18 protein-coding genes are annotated in these 17807 nt (G+C 32.1%); 7 read left to right on the forward strand and 11 right to left on the reverse strand.

All coding sequences use genetic code 11. From position 1 onward, the window contains the following. Nucleotides 1-25: 25 nt before the first annotated feature. On the forward strand, nt 26-1588 hold the full coding sequence (locus tag FT986_RS13650) for a sensor histidine kinase KdpD (protein WP_147865529.1): 1563 nt from the start codon (nt 26-28) through the stop codon (nt 1586-1588). Nucleotides 1589-1592: 4 nt separating this feature from the next. Beyond that, the gene (locus FT986_RS13655; RefSeq protein ID WP_111541038.1) at nt 1593-2315 is read left to right on the forward strand and encodes a response regulator transcription factor; all 723 of its coding nucleotides are present in this window, start codon (nt 1593-1595) and stop codon (nt 2313-2315) included. Between the two features lie 53 nt (nt 2316-2368). Here FT986_RS13655 and miaA read toward each other — a convergent pair whose 3' ends face one another. From miaA to FT986_RS13690, 7 genes are read right to left on the reverse strand one after another with little or no spacing between them, the layout of a single operon-like run. Continuing rightward, entirely contained in the window at nt 2369-3280 is a 912-nt protein-coding gene (gene miaA, locus FT986_RS13660) for a tRNA (adenosine(37)-N6)-dimethylallyltransferase MiaA (RefSeq protein WP_255505979.1), read from the reverse strand. Further along, a complete protein-coding gene (locus tag FT986_RS13665; protein ID WP_147865531.1) occupies nt 3270-4103 on the reverse strand; it encodes an ion transporter in 834 nt (277 codons plus the stop codon). The genes miaA and FT986_RS13665 overlap by 11 nt, the downstream gene beginning before the upstream one ends. Before the next feature lie 47 nt (nt 4104-4150). Continuing rightward, nucleotides 4151-5512, reverse strand: a complete 1362-nt coding sequence (locus tag FT986_RS13670) for an exonuclease domain-containing protein (protein WP_147865532.1) — start codon at nt 5510-5512, stop codon at nt 4151-4153. A 14-nt stretch (nt 5513-5526) separates the two neighbouring features. Then, nucleotides 5527-6189: a YggS family pyridoxal phosphate-dependent enzyme gene (locus FT986_RS13675; RefSeq protein WP_147865533.1), complete on the reverse strand. Its 663-nt coding sequence runs from the start codon at nt 6187-6189 to the stop codon at nt 5527-5529. A gap of 4 nt (nt 6190-6193) precedes the next feature. Then, nucleotides 6194-7432, reverse strand: coding sequence for a DUF1015 domain-containing protein (locus FT986_RS13680; RefSeq protein ID WP_147865534.1), 1239 nt, complete (start codon nt 7430-7432; stop codon nt 6194-6196). Nucleotides 7433-7438: 6 nt separating this feature from the next. Next, nucleotides 7439-8326: a 3-hydroxyacyl-CoA dehydrogenase family protein gene (locus FT986_RS13685; protein WP_147865535.1), complete on the reverse strand. Its 888-nt coding sequence runs from the start codon at nt 8324-8326 to the stop codon at nt 7439-7441. Nucleotides 8327-8341: 15 nt separating this feature from the next. Further along, nucleotides 8342-9307 carry a Gfo/Idh/MocA family protein gene (locus FT986_RS13690; protein ID WP_147865536.1) on the reverse strand — a complete coding sequence of 322 codons (966 nt, stop codon included), beginning with the start codon at nt 9305-9307 and terminating at the stop codon, nt 8342-8344. 143 nt (nt 9308-9450) lie between these two features. On the opposite strand from FT986_RS13690, the gene FT986_RS13695 reads away from it, so the two are divergent. From FT986_RS13695 to FT986_RS13715, 5 genes are all read left to right on the forward strand, one after another. Beyond that, nucleotides 9451-10350 carry a T9SS type A sorting domain-containing protein gene (locus FT986_RS13695; protein WP_147865537.1) on the forward strand — a complete coding sequence of 300 codons (900 nt, stop codon included), beginning with the start codon at nt 9451-9453 and terminating at the stop codon, nt 10348-10350. Nucleotides 10351-10355: 5 nt separating this feature from the next. Then, nucleotides 10356-11231, forward strand: coding sequence for a T9SS type A sorting domain-containing protein (locus tag FT986_RS13700; RefSeq protein WP_187248640.1), 876 nt, complete (start codon nt 10356-10358; stop codon nt 11229-11231). Between the two features lie 4 nt (nt 11232-11235). Further along, on the forward strand, nt 11236-12123 hold the full coding sequence (locus FT986_RS13705) for a T9SS type A sorting domain-containing protein (protein WP_147865539.1): 888 nt from the start codon (nt 11236-11238) through the stop codon (nt 12121-12123). A gap of 96 nt (nt 12124-12219) precedes the next feature. Continuing rightward, on the forward strand, nt 12220-12861 hold the full coding sequence (locus FT986_RS13710; protein ID WP_147865540.1) for a protein-L-isoaspartate(D-aspartate) O-methyltransferase: 642 nt from the start codon (nt 12220-12222) through the stop codon (nt 12859-12861). Nucleotides 12862-12875: 14 nt separating this feature from the next. Then, entirely contained in the window at nt 12876-13340 is a 465-nt protein-coding gene (locus tag FT986_RS13715; RefSeq protein ID WP_147865541.1) for a hypothetical protein, read from the forward strand. 84 nt (nt 13341-13424) lie between these two features. Here the strand turns inward: FT986_RS13715 and FT986_RS13720 are convergent, their stop codons facing one another. The 4 genes from FT986_RS13720 to FT986_RS13730 all read right to left on the reverse strand — a co-directional run bounded on the left by FT986_RS13720 (nt 13425) and on the right by FT986_RS13730 (nt 17799). Further along, nucleotides 13425-13838 (reverse strand): DUF4870 domain-containing protein, encoded by a 414-nt coding sequence (locus FT986_RS13720; RefSeq protein WP_370451187.1) that lies wholly within the window; start codon nt 13836-13838, stop codon nt 13425-13427. Beyond that, the gene (locus FT986_RS16230; RefSeq protein WP_255505980.1) at nt 13839-13988 is read right to left on the reverse strand and encodes a helix-turn-helix domain-containing protein; all 150 of its coding nucleotides are present in this window, start codon (nt 13986-13988) and stop codon (nt 13839-13841) included. A gap of 204 nt (nt 13989-14192) precedes the next feature. Beyond that, nucleotides 14193-15269, reverse strand: coding sequence for an endonuclease/exonuclease/phosphatase family protein (locus FT986_RS13725; RefSeq protein ID WP_147865542.1), 1077 nt, complete (start codon nt 15267-15269; stop codon nt 14193-14195). A 70-nt stretch (nt 15270-15339) separates the two neighbouring features. Beyond that, entirely contained in the window at nt 15340-17799 is a 2460-nt protein-coding gene (locus FT986_RS13730) for a DUF5686 and carboxypeptidase regulatory-like domain-containing protein (protein ID WP_147865543.1), read from the reverse strand. Nucleotides 17800-17807 lie beyond the last annotated feature (8 nt).

Genomic DNA, 17807 nt, shown 5'->3' on the forward strand with positions numbered 1-17807 from the left:
ATGTTAAAATCTTACTTTTGGGGACATGAAAAAGAAAGTATTCTTATTTCTTATTCTTTTGATGAGCTTATCATTAATAGGAATCATTTTTGTTCAAGGTTACTGGATTAAAAATACGGTAGAAACAAATGAAGAGCAATTTTCATTTAATGCAAAACAAATTCTTATCAATGTAGTAGAAGATATTGAAAGTCAAGAAATTGATAAATATTATGTTCAATATGCTATCCTAGCAGATTCAGCTAAACCTAGTAGTGCAAGGCTTAGTGAGCTATTTCAAATTAAACAAGATCAGCTTACCAACGAAACATTTTTTTACTCTAATAGTGTTTTACAAGAAGACTATAAACTCTCATCTTCCTTTTTAAGTGAAGAGAAAGATAGTATAGATTTTAAAAAACTAGTTAACCGAAAAGTAACCAGAATCGTTAGAAATGATGAAATTGATGGTTCAGAACAACTTTCAGCACAAGAAAAATTTGAACGAATTTCTAGGTTAGAAGACAATGAAAAATTTCTCTTATTAGAAGCTATAAAAGAAAAAGCTGCAGAACTTCCTATTTATAAAAGAGTTGATACCACTCTTATAAAAAACTTGGTTTTGTCAGAATTAAAGACTAGAGATATTGAGTCTAATTTTGAAATAGGAATATACAGTGATGCTTTAGCAACAAAAATAAAGACTGAAGATTTTGTGCTAAATTCTCCCGCTACATATGGCATTCCTATATTTAAATCAGATAATACCAATTATAGACTTTTTATCAATTTTACTGGGAAGAAAAAAGAGGTGTTGTCTTCTATTGCTTTTATGGCAACATTAAGTATCGTTTTTACACTTATAATTATTATAGCATATTTTAGTGCACTCTCGCAACTAATTAAACAAAGACAAATCTCCCAAATTAAGACCGATTTTATTAATAATATGACTCACGAATTTAAAACGCCAATTGCTACTATTAATTTGGCTTTAGATTCGGTTAAAAATCCAAAAATTTCTTCAGATCCAGAAAAAGTACAACGTTATATGAGGATGATAAGAGAAGAAAACAGAAGAATGCATGCGCAAGTAGAGAATGTTCTTCGAATTTCAAAATTAGAAAAGAACGAACTCAATATTAAGAAAGAAAGATTAAAGCTACACGAATTAGTTGAAGATGCAATTACACATATAGAGTTAATTGTAGATGATAGAGACGGGTATGTTAAAACACACTTTGGTGCCTTGAAATGTTCTATTCTAGCTAATGAATCTCATTTTACCAATGTTATCGTCAACATATTAGATAACGCTGTAAAATATTCTGATGGGAAACCCAAAATTGATATCTATACAGAAAATGTAAAAAACTATGTTATTTTAAAAATTAGAGATCAAGGAAAGGGAATGAGCAAGGTTGTTCAGAAAAAAGTTTTTGAAAAGTTTTTTAGAGAACATACAGGTGACGTACATGACGTAAAAGGTCATGGTTTAGGTTTAGCCTATGTAAAACAAATACTTACAGATCATCACGGCGAAGTGAGTGTTCAAAGTGAAAAAGGAAAAGGAAGCACATTTATAATTAAATTACCATTAATATCTTAAATATATGGAAACTGAAAGCAAGAAAATTTTATTAGTAGAGGACGATCCAAACTTTGGTATTGTTCTTAAAGATTATTTAGCGATGAATGACTATGATGTTACTCACGCTAAAAATGGGATGGAAGGATTTGAAAAGTTTAAAAAAGACGATTTCGATCTTTGTATCTTAGATGTAATGATGCCTTATAAAGACGGATTTACATTAGCAAAAGAGATTAGAGAAAAAAATGAAGAAGTGCCAATTATTTTCTTAACCGCTAAAGCGATGAAAGAAGATGTATTAAAAGGTTATAAAGTAGGTGCAGATGATTACTTAAATAAACCTTTTGATAGTGAAGTACTTCTTATGAAGATAAAAGCTATTATGCAACGTAAGGCTACTGACAGCATTGCAGATAGTAAGCAATTTGAATTTCAAATAGGTGGTTTTCACTTAAATTCTAAGTTAAGATTTTTAACTTTTAAAGAAGAAGAACCATCTAAATTATCTCCAAAAGAAAATGAACTTTTAAGGTTGTTAGCTTTGCATGAAAATGATTTAATGCCTAGAGAATTAGCATTAACTAAGATTTGGAGAGATGACAATTACTTTACATCTAGAAGTATGGACGTATATATCGCAAAATTACGTAAGTACTTAAAGAAAGATGAGAATGTAGAAATCTTAAATATTCACGGGGAAGGATTTAGACTTGTGATTAGAAATAAAGAAGAGGAAAGCAAATAAATTTGTAATTTAAAGCTCTTCAGTTTCAAAAATTTACTAGTAGCATTTAGCTACTAGTAAATTTTTTGTGTTATAGACTCAATTATTTTTTCAGGCGGACTATCATAAGAAAACCAAGTTGTGTTTTCATCTTTTTTAAACCAAGTAAGTTGTCTTTTCGAAAATCTTCTAGTATTCCTTTTAATTTCACTTATTGCAAATTCTAGACTCCACTCTCCATCAAAGTAATTAAATAATTCTTTATAACCTACAGTATTTAACGCGTTTAAATTCCGTAAAGGATATAATTTTCTAGCCTCCTCTATAAGTCCGGCCTCGATCATGAGATCAACCCTTTTTTCTATACGTTCATAAATTAATGGGCGAGGAGCATCTAAACCTATTTTAATGATATTAAAGTCTCTTTTTTTATTCGAATGATTTAAAAAACTAGAATAAGGCTGCCCAGTACCTAAACAAATTTCTAAAGCTCTAATTACTCTTTGCGGATTAGAAATAGCTACATTTTCATAGTGAAGAGGATCTAGGTCTTTTAGCTGAAGCTGAAGTGGTTCAATACCTTCTTTATTTAATCTCTCGTTTAAACTCTCTCGAATTGCAGCATCCACTTTAGGAAAGTGGTCTAAACCTTTATTTACAGCATCAATATATAAGCCACTTCCGCCAACTAAAAATAGAATTTTATGTTTTTTAAAAAGATCTTTTAATTTATTAATAGATTGCTTTTCAAAATCTCCTACAGAATAATTATCGTGTATAGAAATGTGTTGGATAAAATGATGAGGAGCTGCAGCTAATTCTTCCAAGGAAGGCACCGCTGTACCAATATTCATTTCTTGGTAAAACTGTCTAGAATCTGCTGAAAGTATTTCAGAAGAAAAATGCTTTGCTAATGCAATACTTTTTGCAGTTTTCCCAATGGCAGTTGGTCCTACAATACTTACTAAATAAGGTTTATTTTTCAATATTTAAAGAATATCCGCAGTTATGACAATAATGGGCATCGTCTAAGTGTTTACTTTCGTTACAATTATAACAAGATTGAGTATTTACTCTTGGTTCTTTCTTAAAGTTTTTAGAGTATTCGGCACTTACAATTCCTGTAGGAACAGCTATAATACCATAACCTAAAATCATAATAAGTGATGCAATAAATTGACCTAGCGGAGTTATAGGGTGAATGTCACCAAACCCAACAGTAGTTAATGTCACAATACACCAATATATGCTAATAGGAATGCTTGTGAATCCACTTTGCTCACCCTCAATAATATACATAGCTGTACCAGCTATTAATGATAAAATAACTACAGCAAAGAGAAAGACAAAAATTTTAGCTCTACTTTCTTTTAAAGCACTAGCTAGTTTATTTCCTTCTCCAATATATCTACTTATTTTTAAAATTCTAAAAACTCTTAGAAGCCTTAACGCTCTTACAGTAACTAAGGCTCCACTTCCTACAAAAATGAGAGAAAGATAAAGAGGTATGGTAGATAGAAAATCTATAATTCCGTAAAAACTAAAAATATAATTAGAAGGCTTTTTTATAGAAACGATTCTAAGAATATATTCAATAGTAAAAAGTATAGTTACTACCCATTCTCCATAAAATAGAAAGTCATAAATCCAAGGTTCTAAACCTTTTATACTTTCAATCATAACAAAGATGACACTCAAGAAAATAAAAACAAGTAAAACGACATCAAATAATTTTCCTGTAGGCGTATCTGCCTCATAAATTATTTCATGCAACTTCTCTTGCCAGGTAAAGTTTTCTTTTTTATTCAATGAATAGAATTTTAGATTATAAGATTATAGGTAATATAAAGTAAAACTTAATACTCAACAACTTTTATATTTTTATTTCTTCTCATATAGCTTTGTATAATATGTTGTGCATCTCTATTATTTTGCATAGGAGAAATAATATTTTTCAAAATATCTATATGATTAATTTGGTGGTTAAGATTTGCATATCCAAAACCTTGAAATTTACCTTCTTCAATAAGCAAAATACTTTTCTCTCCAGTTTCTCTCCCTCGATCAATAAGTACCATATTTTTATTGAGATAACTAAAACGTTGTAAAACCTCTTCAACTTTTTCATTATAAGAAACAGTAGATTCTTCTGAAATACAAGCTCCATCACAAGATTTTATAGAGTAGTTAAAACAACTCGTATCAGTTTTATAAATTCCTGTAAATTTTTGACACAGTCCATAATTCTCTGTCAGCATTTCCATAAAATTTTTAGCTTGTTTTAGAGTGGTAAATGTAGTTATAGGGTTTTCTATTAGAGAAGATTTCATGATTTTTAGCTCTATATAACCATCTTCATTTGTAAAAGAGGTAACGGCATAATTAAAAATATCTTTCTTTAAAGCACGATTGTATTTGGGCTTATTCTTTTTGATTTCGTCATTTTCTTTTAACAATGCTAGAAGTTCATTACCTGTAAGCTCATAAGAAACGGCAGCAATATCGTGTCGCATTTTTTTAGCTTTGTGACTTTCGTTTGTAAAATGCTGATTTAATCTTTTTCGAATGTTTCTACTTTTTCCAATATAAATAATCTCACCTTCTTCATTATGCATATAATAGACTCCGGTGCTAGAAGGAACATCATCTAAAATCCTTATCAATTTCGTATCTAATTGATTCTTGGGTATTTTCCTAACCGATTTTTTTATAATTTCCTTTTCGGAGTCTTTATTCAGTAATAATTGAAACAACTTAACAGTTGCCAGTGCATCTCCGCTCGCTCGATGTCTATCTGTAATAGGAATTCCTAAACTTTTTGTAAGTTTCCCTAAACTATATGAAGGTTGATCTAATATAAGCTTTTTAGAAAGCTCTACGGTGCAAATAGTTTGTCTCTCATAGGTGTAACCTAATCGTCTATATTCTAACTTTAAAATTCTATAATCGAACTTCGCATTGTGGGCAACGAGTACACAATCTGTAGTAATTTCAATAATTCTCTTTGCCACTTCATAAAACTTAGGGGCATTACGAAGCATGTCATTGTTAATTCCTGTAAGACCAACCACAAAGGGTTGTATAGGGCGTTCTGGATTTACAAGGCTTATAAACTGATCTACAATTTCGTGTCCATCAAATTTATAGATAGCAATCTCAGTCGTTCCTTCTTCATTATATTTACCTCCCGTGGTTTCTATGTCAACAATTGCGTACAACTATAAATTTTGTTTTAATTATAAATCCGTTTTCCAAATATAGAACTTCCTATTCTCACCATATTACTTCCATTATCAATGGCAAGTTGATAATCACCACTCATTCCCATAGATAGAGTGGTTAATTGAGGAAAATCTTTAGAAAACTCATCCATTTTCTCTTTTAGATAAGCAAATTCACTAGCTATCTTCTGTTTATCTTCCGTTAAGGTTGCCATTCCCATCAAACCAACAATTTTCACATTTTCCATTTGCTGGTAGGCATCAGAATTTAAAATTTTTAAAGCTTCGTCTGCTTCCATCCCATATTTACTATCTTCTTCAGCTATTTTTATTTGAAGCAAACATTCAATTACGCGATTTTCTTCTTTTGCTCTTTTTTCAATTTCTTTAAGCAACTTCATTTTATGAACCGCATGTACTAGACTTACATATGGTGCCATATATTTTACTTTGTTGGTCTGTACATGACCAATCATATGCCATTCAATATCTTTAGGAAGAGCTTCATGCTTATCTGTCATTTCTTGTATTTTGTTTTCTCCAAAAATACGCTGACCTGCATGGTAGGCTTCTAAAATATCTTCATTCGGTTTGGTTTTAGAAACTGCTATTAAGCAAATATCTTTAGGCAAACTTTCTCTATATTCTTTTATTTTATCACTTATGTTGCTCATAGAATTAATATTCATAAATGGTAATTCCACTTCTTAATTTAGGTTCTATATAAGTAGATTTTGGTGGCATGGTTAGACCTTCATTCGCAATATTTTTCATTTCTTCTACACTTGCAGGAACCATTCCAAAACCAACTTTAAAGGCGCCGCTATCTACTAATCCTTTTACGTGAGGCATTCCTTTTTTTCCGTGAGCGTAATCTAAACGTTGATCATTTCTAGGGTCTTTAATCCCTAAAATAGGTTCTAAAACAGTTTTATATAAAACTTGTGCATCTAAATGAGAAAGTGAATTTTCTATTTTAAAATTTAGCTTTCTTAAATGTAAAGAATAAAACTCACCATCTAAGTACATGCTAAATTGATGTTTCTCTAGTGGCCTATAATAAGTACTTTTTCTATTCTGAATTCTAAACGAGTTATCTAATTTAATTAAGAACTCTTCTTTAGATAATCCGTTAAGGTCTTTAATTAATCTATTAAATTCTAAAATCTTAAGATTGCTTTCAGGGATAATGTAACTCATAAAATAATTATAAGGTTCATTCCCTGTATGTTGAGGATTATTTTTCCTTAATTCTTCATAAAGTTGGTAGGCAGAGGCACTTCTATGATGGCCATCTGCAATATAAAGATGATCCATACTACTAAATTCTTCTTGAATTCTCTTCAGTAAAATTTCATCATCTAAAGTCCATAAATAATGAGTATCTCTATACGTTGTGGTGAACTCATATTCAGGTCGGTCTTGAGTAACTTCTTTAATAATTTCAGCTAAAGCGGAATTATCTGGATGAGTTAATAAAACAGGTTCTGCGTTAAATCCTACAGTCTCCAAATACTCCTTAAAATCATCTTCACGATGTGCAATCGTTTCTTCGTGACGCTTAATAAGATTGCTTTTATAACTATCTAGGCTCGTTGCGGCTACAATTCCTGTAAAAACGTGTTTTTCGCTATCAATTAAGCGGTAGATATAATAATTAGGTTTTTCATCTTGAATAAAGATATGATCTTCCCTAAATTCTTGATATCTATTTTTTACCAGTTCATAACGATCTGGACCCGAAATTTCTTTGTGGTATTTATAACCAGGATTTACAATATGTAAAAATGAAAACGGATTGTTGTCTAGACGCGCTTCCCTTTCGGCCTGAGTGTAATGATGATAAGGCCTAGAGGAGATAAGACCTACTTTATCTCGCGTAGGTCTTACCGCTCTAAAAGGAGTTACTTTTGGCATAAAATTTTATTTGAATTGAGCCGATACATGTTCTGCTTTTCTGCTTTCCGAGTAATCGTAAAAACCTTCACCAGATTTTACACCTAGTTTTCCTGCTTGTACCATATTTACTAATAATGGGCAAGGTGCATATTTAGGGTTCTTAAAGCCATCGTACATCACTTCCAAAATGCTTAAACAAACATCTAAACCAATAAAATCGGCTAATTGTAATGGTCCCATTGGGTGAGCCATTCCTAATTTCATTACCGTGTCAATTTCTTCAACACCAGCAACTTGATTGTAAAGCGTTTCAATAGACTCATTAATCATGGGCATTAATATACGATTCGCCACAAAACCAGGGTAATCATTCACCTCTGTAGGAACCTTTTTTAAAGCTTTAGAAAGATCCATAATAATCTCGGTAGTTTCATTTGAAGTGTTGTAACCTCTAATGATCTCGACCAATTTCATAATAGGTACAGGATTCATAAAGTGCATCCCAATAACTTTATCTGCTCTTTTGGTTACCGAAGCAATTTTGGTAATAGAAATAGAGCTTGTATTAGAAGCTAAAATCGTATTGGCAGCACAAAATTTCTCTAGATCTTCAAAAATCTGAAGTTTAAGTTTTTCATTCTCTGTAGCGGCTTCAACTACAAGTTCAACATTTTTTACACCTTCTTCTAAAGAAGTATGCTTAGTAATATTCTCTAAGGTGTTGCTTTTATCGCTTTCGCTGATTTTTTCTTTGGCTACCATTCTATCCAAATTTTTAGTAATGGTGGCTACACCTTTAGAAAGGCTATCTTCAGAAATATCTATTAAATTAACTTTATAACCAAATTGTGCAAAGGTATGGGCAATTCCGTTTCCCATAGTTCCTGCTCCAATAACAGCAATATTTTTCATGTGATTGTATATATTTTAATTAGAAAAACTTTCAATAACTTGTTTAGCTACTTGTAAAGCTTTTGTTCCTTGCTCTAAAGTAACTTTTGGGGTGGTATTATTATTAATCGCATCGGCAAAAGTTTCTAGCTCATCTAGAATGGCGTTATTTTCTTCTACGTCTGGATTATCAAAATAAATTTGCTTTTTAATGCCTTCAGCATTTTGGAGAATCATATCAAAATCTCCGGGGTTTTCTGGAGCTTCTTTCATTTTCACTACTTCACAATTCTTTTCTAAAAAGTCTACAGAAATATAAGCATCTCGCTGAAAGAAACGTGCTTTACGCATTTGCTTTAATGAAATTCTACTAGCTGTAAGGTTAGCCACACATCCGTTTTCAAATTCGATACGAGCGTTACAAATATCTGGGGTTTCACTAATCACAGAAACTCCGCTGGCATTAATTTTCTTTACATCAGATTTTACAACGCTAAGAATAGCATCAATATCATGAATCATTAAATCTAAAACAACGGGAACATCAGTCCCACGTGGGTTAAATTCCGCTAGACGGTGAGCTTCAATAAACATAGGCTCATCAATCATATACGACACCGCTTGGAAAGCAGGATTAAAACGCTCCACATGACCTACTTGACCCTTTACTTGGTGCTTTTTTGCAAGCTTTACCAAATCTTCTGCTTCTTCAACCGTATTGGTAATGGGCTTTTCTATAAACACATGTTTACCAGCCTCGATCACTTTTTTTGCTGTTTCGAAGTGAGAAAGGGTAGGAGTAACAATATCAATCACATCTGCTTGCGCAATAAGTTCTTCTATAGAATTGAAAACAGTGTATCCAAATTCTTGAGAAATTTTTTGTGCATAATCGGGATTACTATCGTAAAAGCCAATTAAATTATAGTGTTCTGATTGATTTAATAAACGCAGGTGAATTTTTCCTAAATGTCCTGCCCCTATAACTCCAACATTAAGCATATGGTCTGGTTTTTCACAAAAATAGTATTTCTTTTACAGAAGTGGTATTAAATTTAGTAAATACATGTTTCTACTTGATATTTAACTATTTATTTTAAATCAATAAATTTTTAGTAAATTTAAAGAACCAAAAATCTAGCTTTATGAGGACAATTTTACTTTTTCTTGTTGGAATTTTAACGACTTCCATTTCCGCGCAAACCACCAGCATTCCCGACCAAGGTTTTGAGCAAGCCTTAATTGATTTGGGTATAGATTCTGACCAAACCCTTAATGGGCAAGTATTAACTAGCGACGTCGCTAGTGTTACGAGTTTAGATTTATCCGATTGGATGCAGAATACAGGCACATTTTATATATATAAAATTGATGGGATTGAAGATTTTGTAAACCTTGAAGTATTAGATATTTCAAATACTAGTATAGGTGCGGTTCTTCATGGTGTGGAGTTAGAAGACCCTCCTAGAATTTTAGATTTATCTAATTTAACAAACTTAGAAGAACTTAATATGGAAACTAGTGAATTTAGTGGTCCTTATATTCAGATTCTGATTGTGGATAACAACCCGAATTTAAATTTGATAGAGGCGGTTGGTCACGCTTTGGAAATTGTACGTTTAAAAGGAGGAGACCTAGCAATAAACAATCTAGATCTTTACTTAGGAGATGATTATTTTGGACCAGGGACTAGGCCTTCCGTTTGTGTAGAGGTAACTAATGCTAGTCAAGCCAATAACCAACAAGGTACTTATGCTAACTGGACAGCTCAAGGAGCTTACCATTATTCAGAGACGTGTACTTTAAGCAGTGAAGCTTTTAATAAAATAGACGTTCAATTGTTTCCCAACCCAGCAACTGAACATTTTCAATTAAAAACGAATGAAGAAATTAAAAGTTTAACGGTTTATTCCCTTAACGGAAAAGAAATTTTGAAATTTCAAAACCAAAATACTTATGATGTTTCTCAACTTCCTGCAGGAATATATTTTGTAAAGATGGAAACCTTGAATGGTACGGGAATTCAAAAATTGATTAAAAATTAATGATCGTGAAATTAACAATTAAACTACTCTTTATTTTATGTTCTTTAGGTGTTTCCGCGCAAACCACCAGCATTCCTGACCAAGGTTTTGAGCAAGCCTTAATTGATTTAGGAATAGATTCAGATCAGACTATTAATGGGCAAGTACTAACTAGCGATGTCGCAAGTGTCACGAGTTTGGATTTATCTTCTATAGCGGGAATGGGAAATATTTCTAATATAGATGGAATAGAAGGTTTTGTAAGTCTTAAAACTTTAAACTTGTCTGATGCAGGTTTATTCTATTACAATACACTTTTAGATTTATCTAGCTTAACAAATTTAGAAGAATTTTATTTTGGAGGTCAAGGTGATATGATTACAAATAGTGTTTCTGAAGTAATATTAAACAATAATCCCAATTTGAACCTTATCTCTGCTATAGATAACTACCCTTTAAATAAAGTATCCTTAAAAGGTGGAGATGTAAATATTACCGATTTAGATTTGTATTTAGGTTATTATGATAACTATTCAGCAGATGATTATACGCATTATGTTTGTGTTGAAGTAACTAGTTCTTCTCAGGCCAATAACCAGCAGGGAAACTATAGCAACTGGCAGGTGAACGGTTATGTAAATTATTCAGAAAATTGTAACCTAAAGACATTTAGTTCTAATAAAGTTGACGTTCAACTATTTCCCAATCCTACTGCGCAACAGTTTCAGTTTAAGACCAAAGAAAAAGTTAAGGGGATTAAAGTGTATTCCCTTAGCGGAAAAGAAGTCCTAAAGTTTCAAAACCAAAACGCTTATGATGTTTCTCAACTTCCTGCGGGGATATATTTTGTAAAGATTGAAACTTTAATTGGTACGAGAATTCAAAAATTGATTAAAAACTAGCTTTATGAGGACAATTTTACTTTTTCTTGTCGGAATTTTAACGACTTCCATTTCTGCGCAAACCACCAGCATTCCCGACCAAGGTTTTGAACAAGCCTTAATCGATTTGGGAATAGACTCTGACCAAACCATTAATGGACAAGTACTAACGAGTGATGTTGCGAGTGTTACTAGTTTAGATTTGTCTCCATATAACGGAGGTTATTATTTTGTGCAAAATATTAGCGGGATTCAAGCTTTTACATCTCTTAAAATATTAAATTTAAGCGAGGTAGGCTTATATACCAATTTAGGGTATTCACCTGGTCCACCTTTGGATTTATCTGCTTTAACTCAATTAGAGGAGTTTTATTTTAATGGTCATGGGGATTTGATAACATTGAATGTTCCTGAAGTTATCCTAAACAACAATCCTAATTTAACAAGACTGGAAGCAGGAGGGAACTGGATGCTTGAAAGAATAGTTTTGAAAGGTAGTGATCAGTATTTATGGAATCTATTTATGATTGCAGGTGATTACGATCCCTGGACAGGAGAATCTATTGATGTTTGTGTTCAAGTTACAAATTCTACGCAAGCTGAAAATGGGCAAGGTATTTATAGTAATTGGACGGTTTACGGACCAATAAACTTTTCTAATGATTGTAGTTTAAGTGCATCAAGGTTTAATGAAATTGAAATTCAGTTATTTCCTAACCCAACAACCGAATATTTTCAATTAAAAACGCAAGAAGAAATTAAAAGTTTAATGGTTTATTCTCTTAACGGAAAAGAAGTTTTGAAATTTCAAAACCAAAATACTTATGATGTTTCTCAAATTCCTGCAGGGATATATTTTGTAAAGATGGAAACCTCAAAAGGTACGGGGATTCAAAAACTTATTAAAAATTAAGAGGTTAGAAAAACCTTAGTTTTAAAAGAGATTTTCTTTGATTTATAGCCAAGAATTCAAGAGATTTTTGGCTATTTTTATGCAAAATTTGGCGCATTGAAAGATACTTTTAGACATCAAGGAAAAAGACAACATTTGGTTGAGATTCTTAAAGAAAAAGGAATTACAGATAAAAAGGTCTTATCGGCTATTAATAAAATACCAAGACACTTGTTTATGGATAGTTCTTTTGAAGATCATGCATACCAAGACAAGGCTTTTCCCATTGCTGCCGATCAAACCATTTCGCAACCTTATACGGTAGCTTTTCAAAGTGAATTGCTAGAAGTAGAGAAAGGCGATGAAATTCTAGAAATAGGGACAGGAAGCGGATATCAAACAGCCGTATTATGTGAACTCGGTGCTAAAGTTTACAGCATCGAACGTCAGCAAGAACTTTATAAAAAAACCAAACTCTTTCTTAGCAAATTGGGATATCGTCCTAAGTACCTTACGTTTGGTGACGGCTACAAAGGTTTGCCTTTATATAAGCCTTTTGATAAAGCCATTGTTACGGCTGGCGCTCCTTATGTACCTAACCCATTATTAGCACAATTAAAAATAGGAGGTAGATTGGTAATTCCCGTTGGAACCGATAGCCAGGTGATGACACTTTTTATACGTAAATCTGCTAAGGAATTTGAGAAAAAAGAATTTGGTGAATTTAGATTCGTACCCTTGTTAGAAGATAAAAATTAATTAAATACTATACTATGGGAGAATATTCAAATAGGATTAAATTAAAAGTATTAAAAAGTTCTCTCAGGCTTGAAAAAACTGCGAGCTATTCTTTAGCTTTCATTCTGGGTATAAATGATCCTGAAAACAGTAAAAGCCTTGGTAATAAAAGTTCCTCTTTATCATTTAATCAAAAATTGAACTTACTTTTAGATAGTGGATCAATTACAAAAACTGATAAATTGAAATTAGAAATTTTTATGGAAGTTAGGAATCAATTTATGCACAATTTGGATGTTTATTCATTTAAAGAAGTTTTTCAATTACTTGAGGGTAGGGAAAAAAAGCTAAAAAAAAATTACCCAATATTTTTTTCTGATTCTATAGATATTGAAAAATCATTTGAAGAGTGTATAACAAAAATTTATAGCGAAGGTATCAGTTGTTTTGCATCCTTTAAAGGAGAAAGACTTAGGAAGTTTAGATCGCTTAACGGCTAATATTAAATACAACCTTCGTTTTGCCAATCATCTCATTAAGGTCTTTAAGTCGAATTATTTGAAGATAAAAATTAATACACTCAGCTATTTGATTAGTCTTATGATATTTGGGTAAAGATCATCAGTTTTTCCTTTATTGCTTTTAACTGCGAATACGATGGGTAAAGCAATATTTATAAGGTAAAGACCAATAAATACCAAAAATATATATTGACTATAGCCATAATGCATAATTTTCAAAAAGGTGAAAACAAAAATATTAGCAAAGAAAATTACCGACCAAACAATCTGAAAATTTAATAGGTTAGCACCAATACTCTTTAACCCAATAACTTCATTCTTTTTATTGAGCCACAAAATTACTGGGAGAATAATATTTCCTAAAGGAATTGCTAAAAAAGCAAATACCGAAAGATGAAAAATAACAAGATAGCTTTTATCTTCTTTTTTACCATAATCTAAAAGATCTTCTGCATTTATTTCAAGAACATCACAAATTTAATGTAGAGTTTTTCCGTGAGGCTGACTTTCATTATTTTCTATTCGTTGAACTGTTCTTAAACTTATTTTCGCACAATCGGCTAATTCTTCCTGGGATAAGCCTTTTCTTTTTCTGACTTCTTTAATTTTTTTTCCAATTTCTTTCATAATTAGTTCTGTTTAAATATTTCTCCAAAATTAATTATGAAAGTTCCCATTTGATAACGTTGTTTAGGTGACACTTTTATGACATTTTTGTCAAATTGCTCGTGTGTAATGCTTTACCTGGCATTATAGGTAAGTTTTATAAGACTCTATTTGTAGGGCAAGAAATTATAATTTAGCTGATTTTACGAAGGGTTTTAAATGAGATTAAGATTTTTTGTTCTTCTTCTTGCCTTTTTCAATTTTTTCACTGGCCCAATCTTCTTCATCTTTTGAAGATTTTAAATCTTGCTGTTTCCATTCAGCTCTGGGCGTATAGTTAAGTTTTGCATACATGGGAAAATGATCTGATCCAATATTTTTTTCTCTTGCCATTTCTACAAGGGTAAAATCACTTGTATGAAAAATATGGTCTAAGGGCCAGCGCAGTAAAAGATAATCTGCATTATAGGTATTAAAAAAACCTCTTCCGCGACGAGGGTCCATTAAGCCACTTATTTTTTGAAACAGTTTTGTAGTCCTAGACCAAGCCACATCATTAAGATCGCCAAATACTAATGTTAATTCAGCATCTTTATCAATTTCTTTACCCATTAAAAGTAATTCTGCATCTCTATTGGTAGAAGTTTTACTTTCGGTAGGACTAGGAGGTCTAGGGTGTAAGCAATGAATATTAGCTTCTTTGCCATTAGATAATTCTATCTTCCCGTGTATAGAAGGAATATCATCTTTAATTAAATATTTTACCTCAATATCTTTTAAAACCAGTTTAGAGTATAGGTGCATTCCATATAAATTATCTAATGGTATTTTTACAGAATGTGGGTATTCTTCATCAAAAATGCTTAATGCTTTCTCCCATTTTTTATCCGATTCTAAGGTTAAGAAGACATCGGGATTACGAGATTTTATTAAATTAATCAATTTGTTGTAGTCTCTATTTGTTGTGAGTACGTTGCTTACTAAAATACTTATTTGATTATCGTTTTCTTCTCCGCTGTATTTTATTACCTGCTTTTTCCAGAATATAGTATATGGTAATATGAGCCAACATTGGTATACTAAATTAAGAAAAAGTAAAATGAGTAGTATAGGATGCCACCACTTGGTAAATGAATAAGCAAATAAGGCAAGAATTATATTGATAACAATAAGAGCTGAAATCTGAATTCTAGGGAAATCGAACCCTCGTACCCACCAATAGTCCAATTTTGTGACCGAAGCCAAGGTAGGAATGCAAATTAAAATATTAAATATGATTACGACTATTTCCATATAATTCATAAGTAATACATTTTTACAAAAATAAAGATTATTTAGCTAATTGCATCTTCAAAAGAAAGTCTTATAATGATTAAAAACTAAGTCCAAACATAAAAGCTCCGTTTTGCCAACCTCCTTGGTAAGGTTTTACATAATCTACCCGTAAAAATCTAAACTTACCAATTCCTAAATTATCGATACCTATGCTAAACTCGGTATAAGGCTTATTTTCGTTAGTGATTAAAGAATGTGTACCAACGATCATATTAAAATTGAGTTGGTTAACGCCAGGTATTTTTCCTAAAATCCAACCGTTAAAGTTATGTTCTAAGTGAGCTTCTGCATAATCATCATTGGTGCTATGAGAATAGTAGGGAAGTAAATTAAATTTTGCTAAGGCATTATCTAAGTTAATCCTGGTTTGATTTCCACGGAAGTGTTGAAAATCTACTAGAGAAATTTCATCGGCATCAAAGAATTTTCCTGCTCTCAAATTATAACTCAACTCTCCTTTGTTTTGTAAACTCAAAGTTTGGCTCGCCGAAATTTTTATCAAATCAAAATTATATTGTTTAATATCTGATGCAAAACCTTTTTCGTATCCTAACCAAAGCGTAGGATAATCATCATTGGTTACATTATACTTTCCGTCGGGGTAATTATAATATTCTTGACCAAAATTGATTCTGGCATTCAGCTTTAATTTGGCAATCGTATGCTCTTCAAAAGAGGCAGCACCAAAAGCTTGCGGAGCCAATGGATTGTTAGAAGTATAACCTCCATTATCATTATTTACAAAAACATGATCGGTGGTATTAAAAAGCGGACTCCTTTTTTCTGCGCTTAAAGCGGAATAGAAACGGAAACCATTAAATAACTCTTCAGAATACGTTGCTTCAGCAAATAGCTTGTCATAAAGTTTTAAATAATTACGCTCAAACAAAATATTAGCGACATCGTTAACATACAGTGGCAAAGGATCGGTGTCGTTAATTTGAGTCGCTTTTATCCCTCCACTAATACTAATATAAGCTTTAGATTTATTGTTGAGTAAGCTTGTAAAGCCACCACTAACTCGGTAACGCTCGTCGCTTACTCCATAACTCATGTCGCTAAACAAGTTCCAATACGTGTTTTCTTCTTCGTTTCTTTTGGTAAAGTTAAGGTCTAAATTTACGCTCCATCCTTGAACGGTGTTATAATGCAATCCGTTTACAGGACCACTAATGCTAAAACGATAATTTTTATGAGAATTTTGATAACTGTAACCAAAAAGCGGATCGGTAATTGAAAACTTGTTTCTTACGCCGTCAATAGAATCTTTATATACTTTAGAGTTTTTACGCTCTTGAATACTGTCTTTCCTTACATAATCGTTCAGTTCTTCATCGGTTAACGGAATAGGACGAATGCCTTGCCAAAATAGAGAGTCTTTTTTATTAGCTTCTCCTTCAAAACTCATAATCTCTCGGCTAAAAGAATCTTCATCAAACTGCGGACTAAAGTTGTGGTTACTATAAACAGCAGTAAAACGACCATCGCCAGTGATACCGAAAATCCCCCATGTGAAATCTACGGTTTGAGAAATTTTCACCCATAACTGGTCATTTTTGTTGTACTTAAAATTTTGTTTAAAACTTAACGTATCTATCGGGGTAATTTGCATCGCTTTTCCGGTAGTGTTTAAATCTACGCCGTAAATCTCCCAATCGTCTTCAATTATATAGATAAAACCAGAAAAGATACGATCGTTTTTACGTTTAGGGGTAATTTTTACTTTATTGATGAGGTTGCCTAGCTCATCATAAAAAACACCATCTAATTGATAATCGTAATAATTAAAAGCATAATCAGCGATAGGAGAAACGATTTCTGTATTGAGTTCTATTGTATTGTTATAAAAATTGAAATTGGCTTCGCGGGCGCTATTTAAGCTAAAGCCGTTATCGTCACCACTGACTTTAGAAGCCACTATTTTTTCGTGAAATTTATCTGGCGCTTTAAATTTGATTTTAGAGATCGTTTCCGATAAATAAACAATTCCGCTACGGGTAGAATCTAATCCACCACCAAGATCCCCAACTTCTGCTCCGAGAATTTTTTCGGGCGCATTTTGTATTTTCCAAAGTCCGCGAGAGTAGAAATCTGCAGTATAAGCTTCGGTTTTGGCTAGATTTTCTTCTCTGTATTCAATCGCTTTTTTAATAACGCGAAGGGCCGGGTTTTCTCCCGATTTAAGAATTACTTCATCTAAGCTTGTAGATTCTTCCGCTAAGGAAACATTTAATACGAATGGAAAATTGGTAATATTTACTTCTTTTTCTAAGGTTTTAAACCCTAAAAACTGAAAAACAAGGGTGGTTTTTCCAGTTTGCTCATAATCGAGCATATAATTTCCTTCATTGTTAGTTGTAGTCCCTTTGTAGGTGTCTTTAATGTAAATATTTACGTAGGGAATAATTTCGCCGGCTTCATCGGTAACTTTACCTACGAGTTGAGAAAATCCAGAAAATGAAATAAATAAGAAGGCTAGGAGTAAAAGTTTTTTCAAGAAGAATA

It is taken from the genome of Mesonia sp. K4-1 (genome assembly GCF_008017825.1).
Taxonomy (GTDB): domain Bacteria; phylum Bacteroidota; class Bacteroidia; order Flavobacteriales; family Flavobacteriaceae; genus Mesonia.

What these genes read in the sequence shown, in the direction of transcription:
- FT986_RS13650 (WP_147865529.1), top strand. Translation starts at nt 26, where the DNA reads ATGAAAAAGAAAGTATTCTTATTTCTTATTCTTTTGATGAGCTTATCA.
- FT986_RS13655 (WP_111541038.1), top strand. Translation starts at nt 1,593, where the DNA reads ATGGAAACTGAAAGCAAGAAAATTTTATTAGTAGAGGACGATCCAAAC.
- FT986_RS13675 (WP_147865533.1), bottom strand. Translation starts at nt 6,189, where the DNA reads ATGAGCAACATAAGTGATAAAATAAAAGAATATAGAGAAAGTTTGCCT.
- FT986_RS13680 (WP_147865534.1), bottom strand. Translation starts at nt 7,432, where the DNA reads ATGCCAAAAGTAACTCCTTTTAGAGCGGTAAGACCTACGCGAGATAAA.
- FT986_RS13685 (WP_147865535.1), bottom strand. Translation starts at nt 8,326, where the DNA reads ATGAAAAATATTGCTGTTATTGGAGCAGGAACTATGGGAAACGGAATT.
- FT986_RS13690 (WP_147865536.1), bottom strand. Translation starts at nt 9,307, where the DNA reads ATGCTTAATGTTGGAGTTATAGGGGCAGGACATTTAGGAAAAATTCAC.
- FT986_RS13695 (WP_147865537.1), top strand. Translation starts at nt 9,451, where the DNA reads ATGAGGACAATTTTACTTTTTCTTGTTGGAATTTTAACGACTTCCATT.
- FT986_RS13705 (WP_147865539.1), top strand. Translation starts at nt 11,236, where the DNA reads ATGAGGACAATTTTACTTTTTCTTGTCGGAATTTTAACGACTTCCATT.
- FT986_RS13715 (WP_147865541.1), top strand. Translation starts at nt 12,876, where the DNA reads ATGGGAGAATATTCAAATAGGATTAAATTAAAAGTATTAAAAAGTTCT.
- FT986_RS16230 (WP_255505980.1), bottom strand. Translation starts at nt 13,988, where the DNA reads ATGAAAGAAATTGGAAAAAAAATTAAAGAAGTCAGAAAAAGAAAAGGC.
- FT986_RS13725 (WP_147865542.1), bottom strand. Translation starts at nt 15,269, where the DNA reads ATGAATTATATGGAAATAGTCGTAATCATATTTAATATTTTAATTTGC.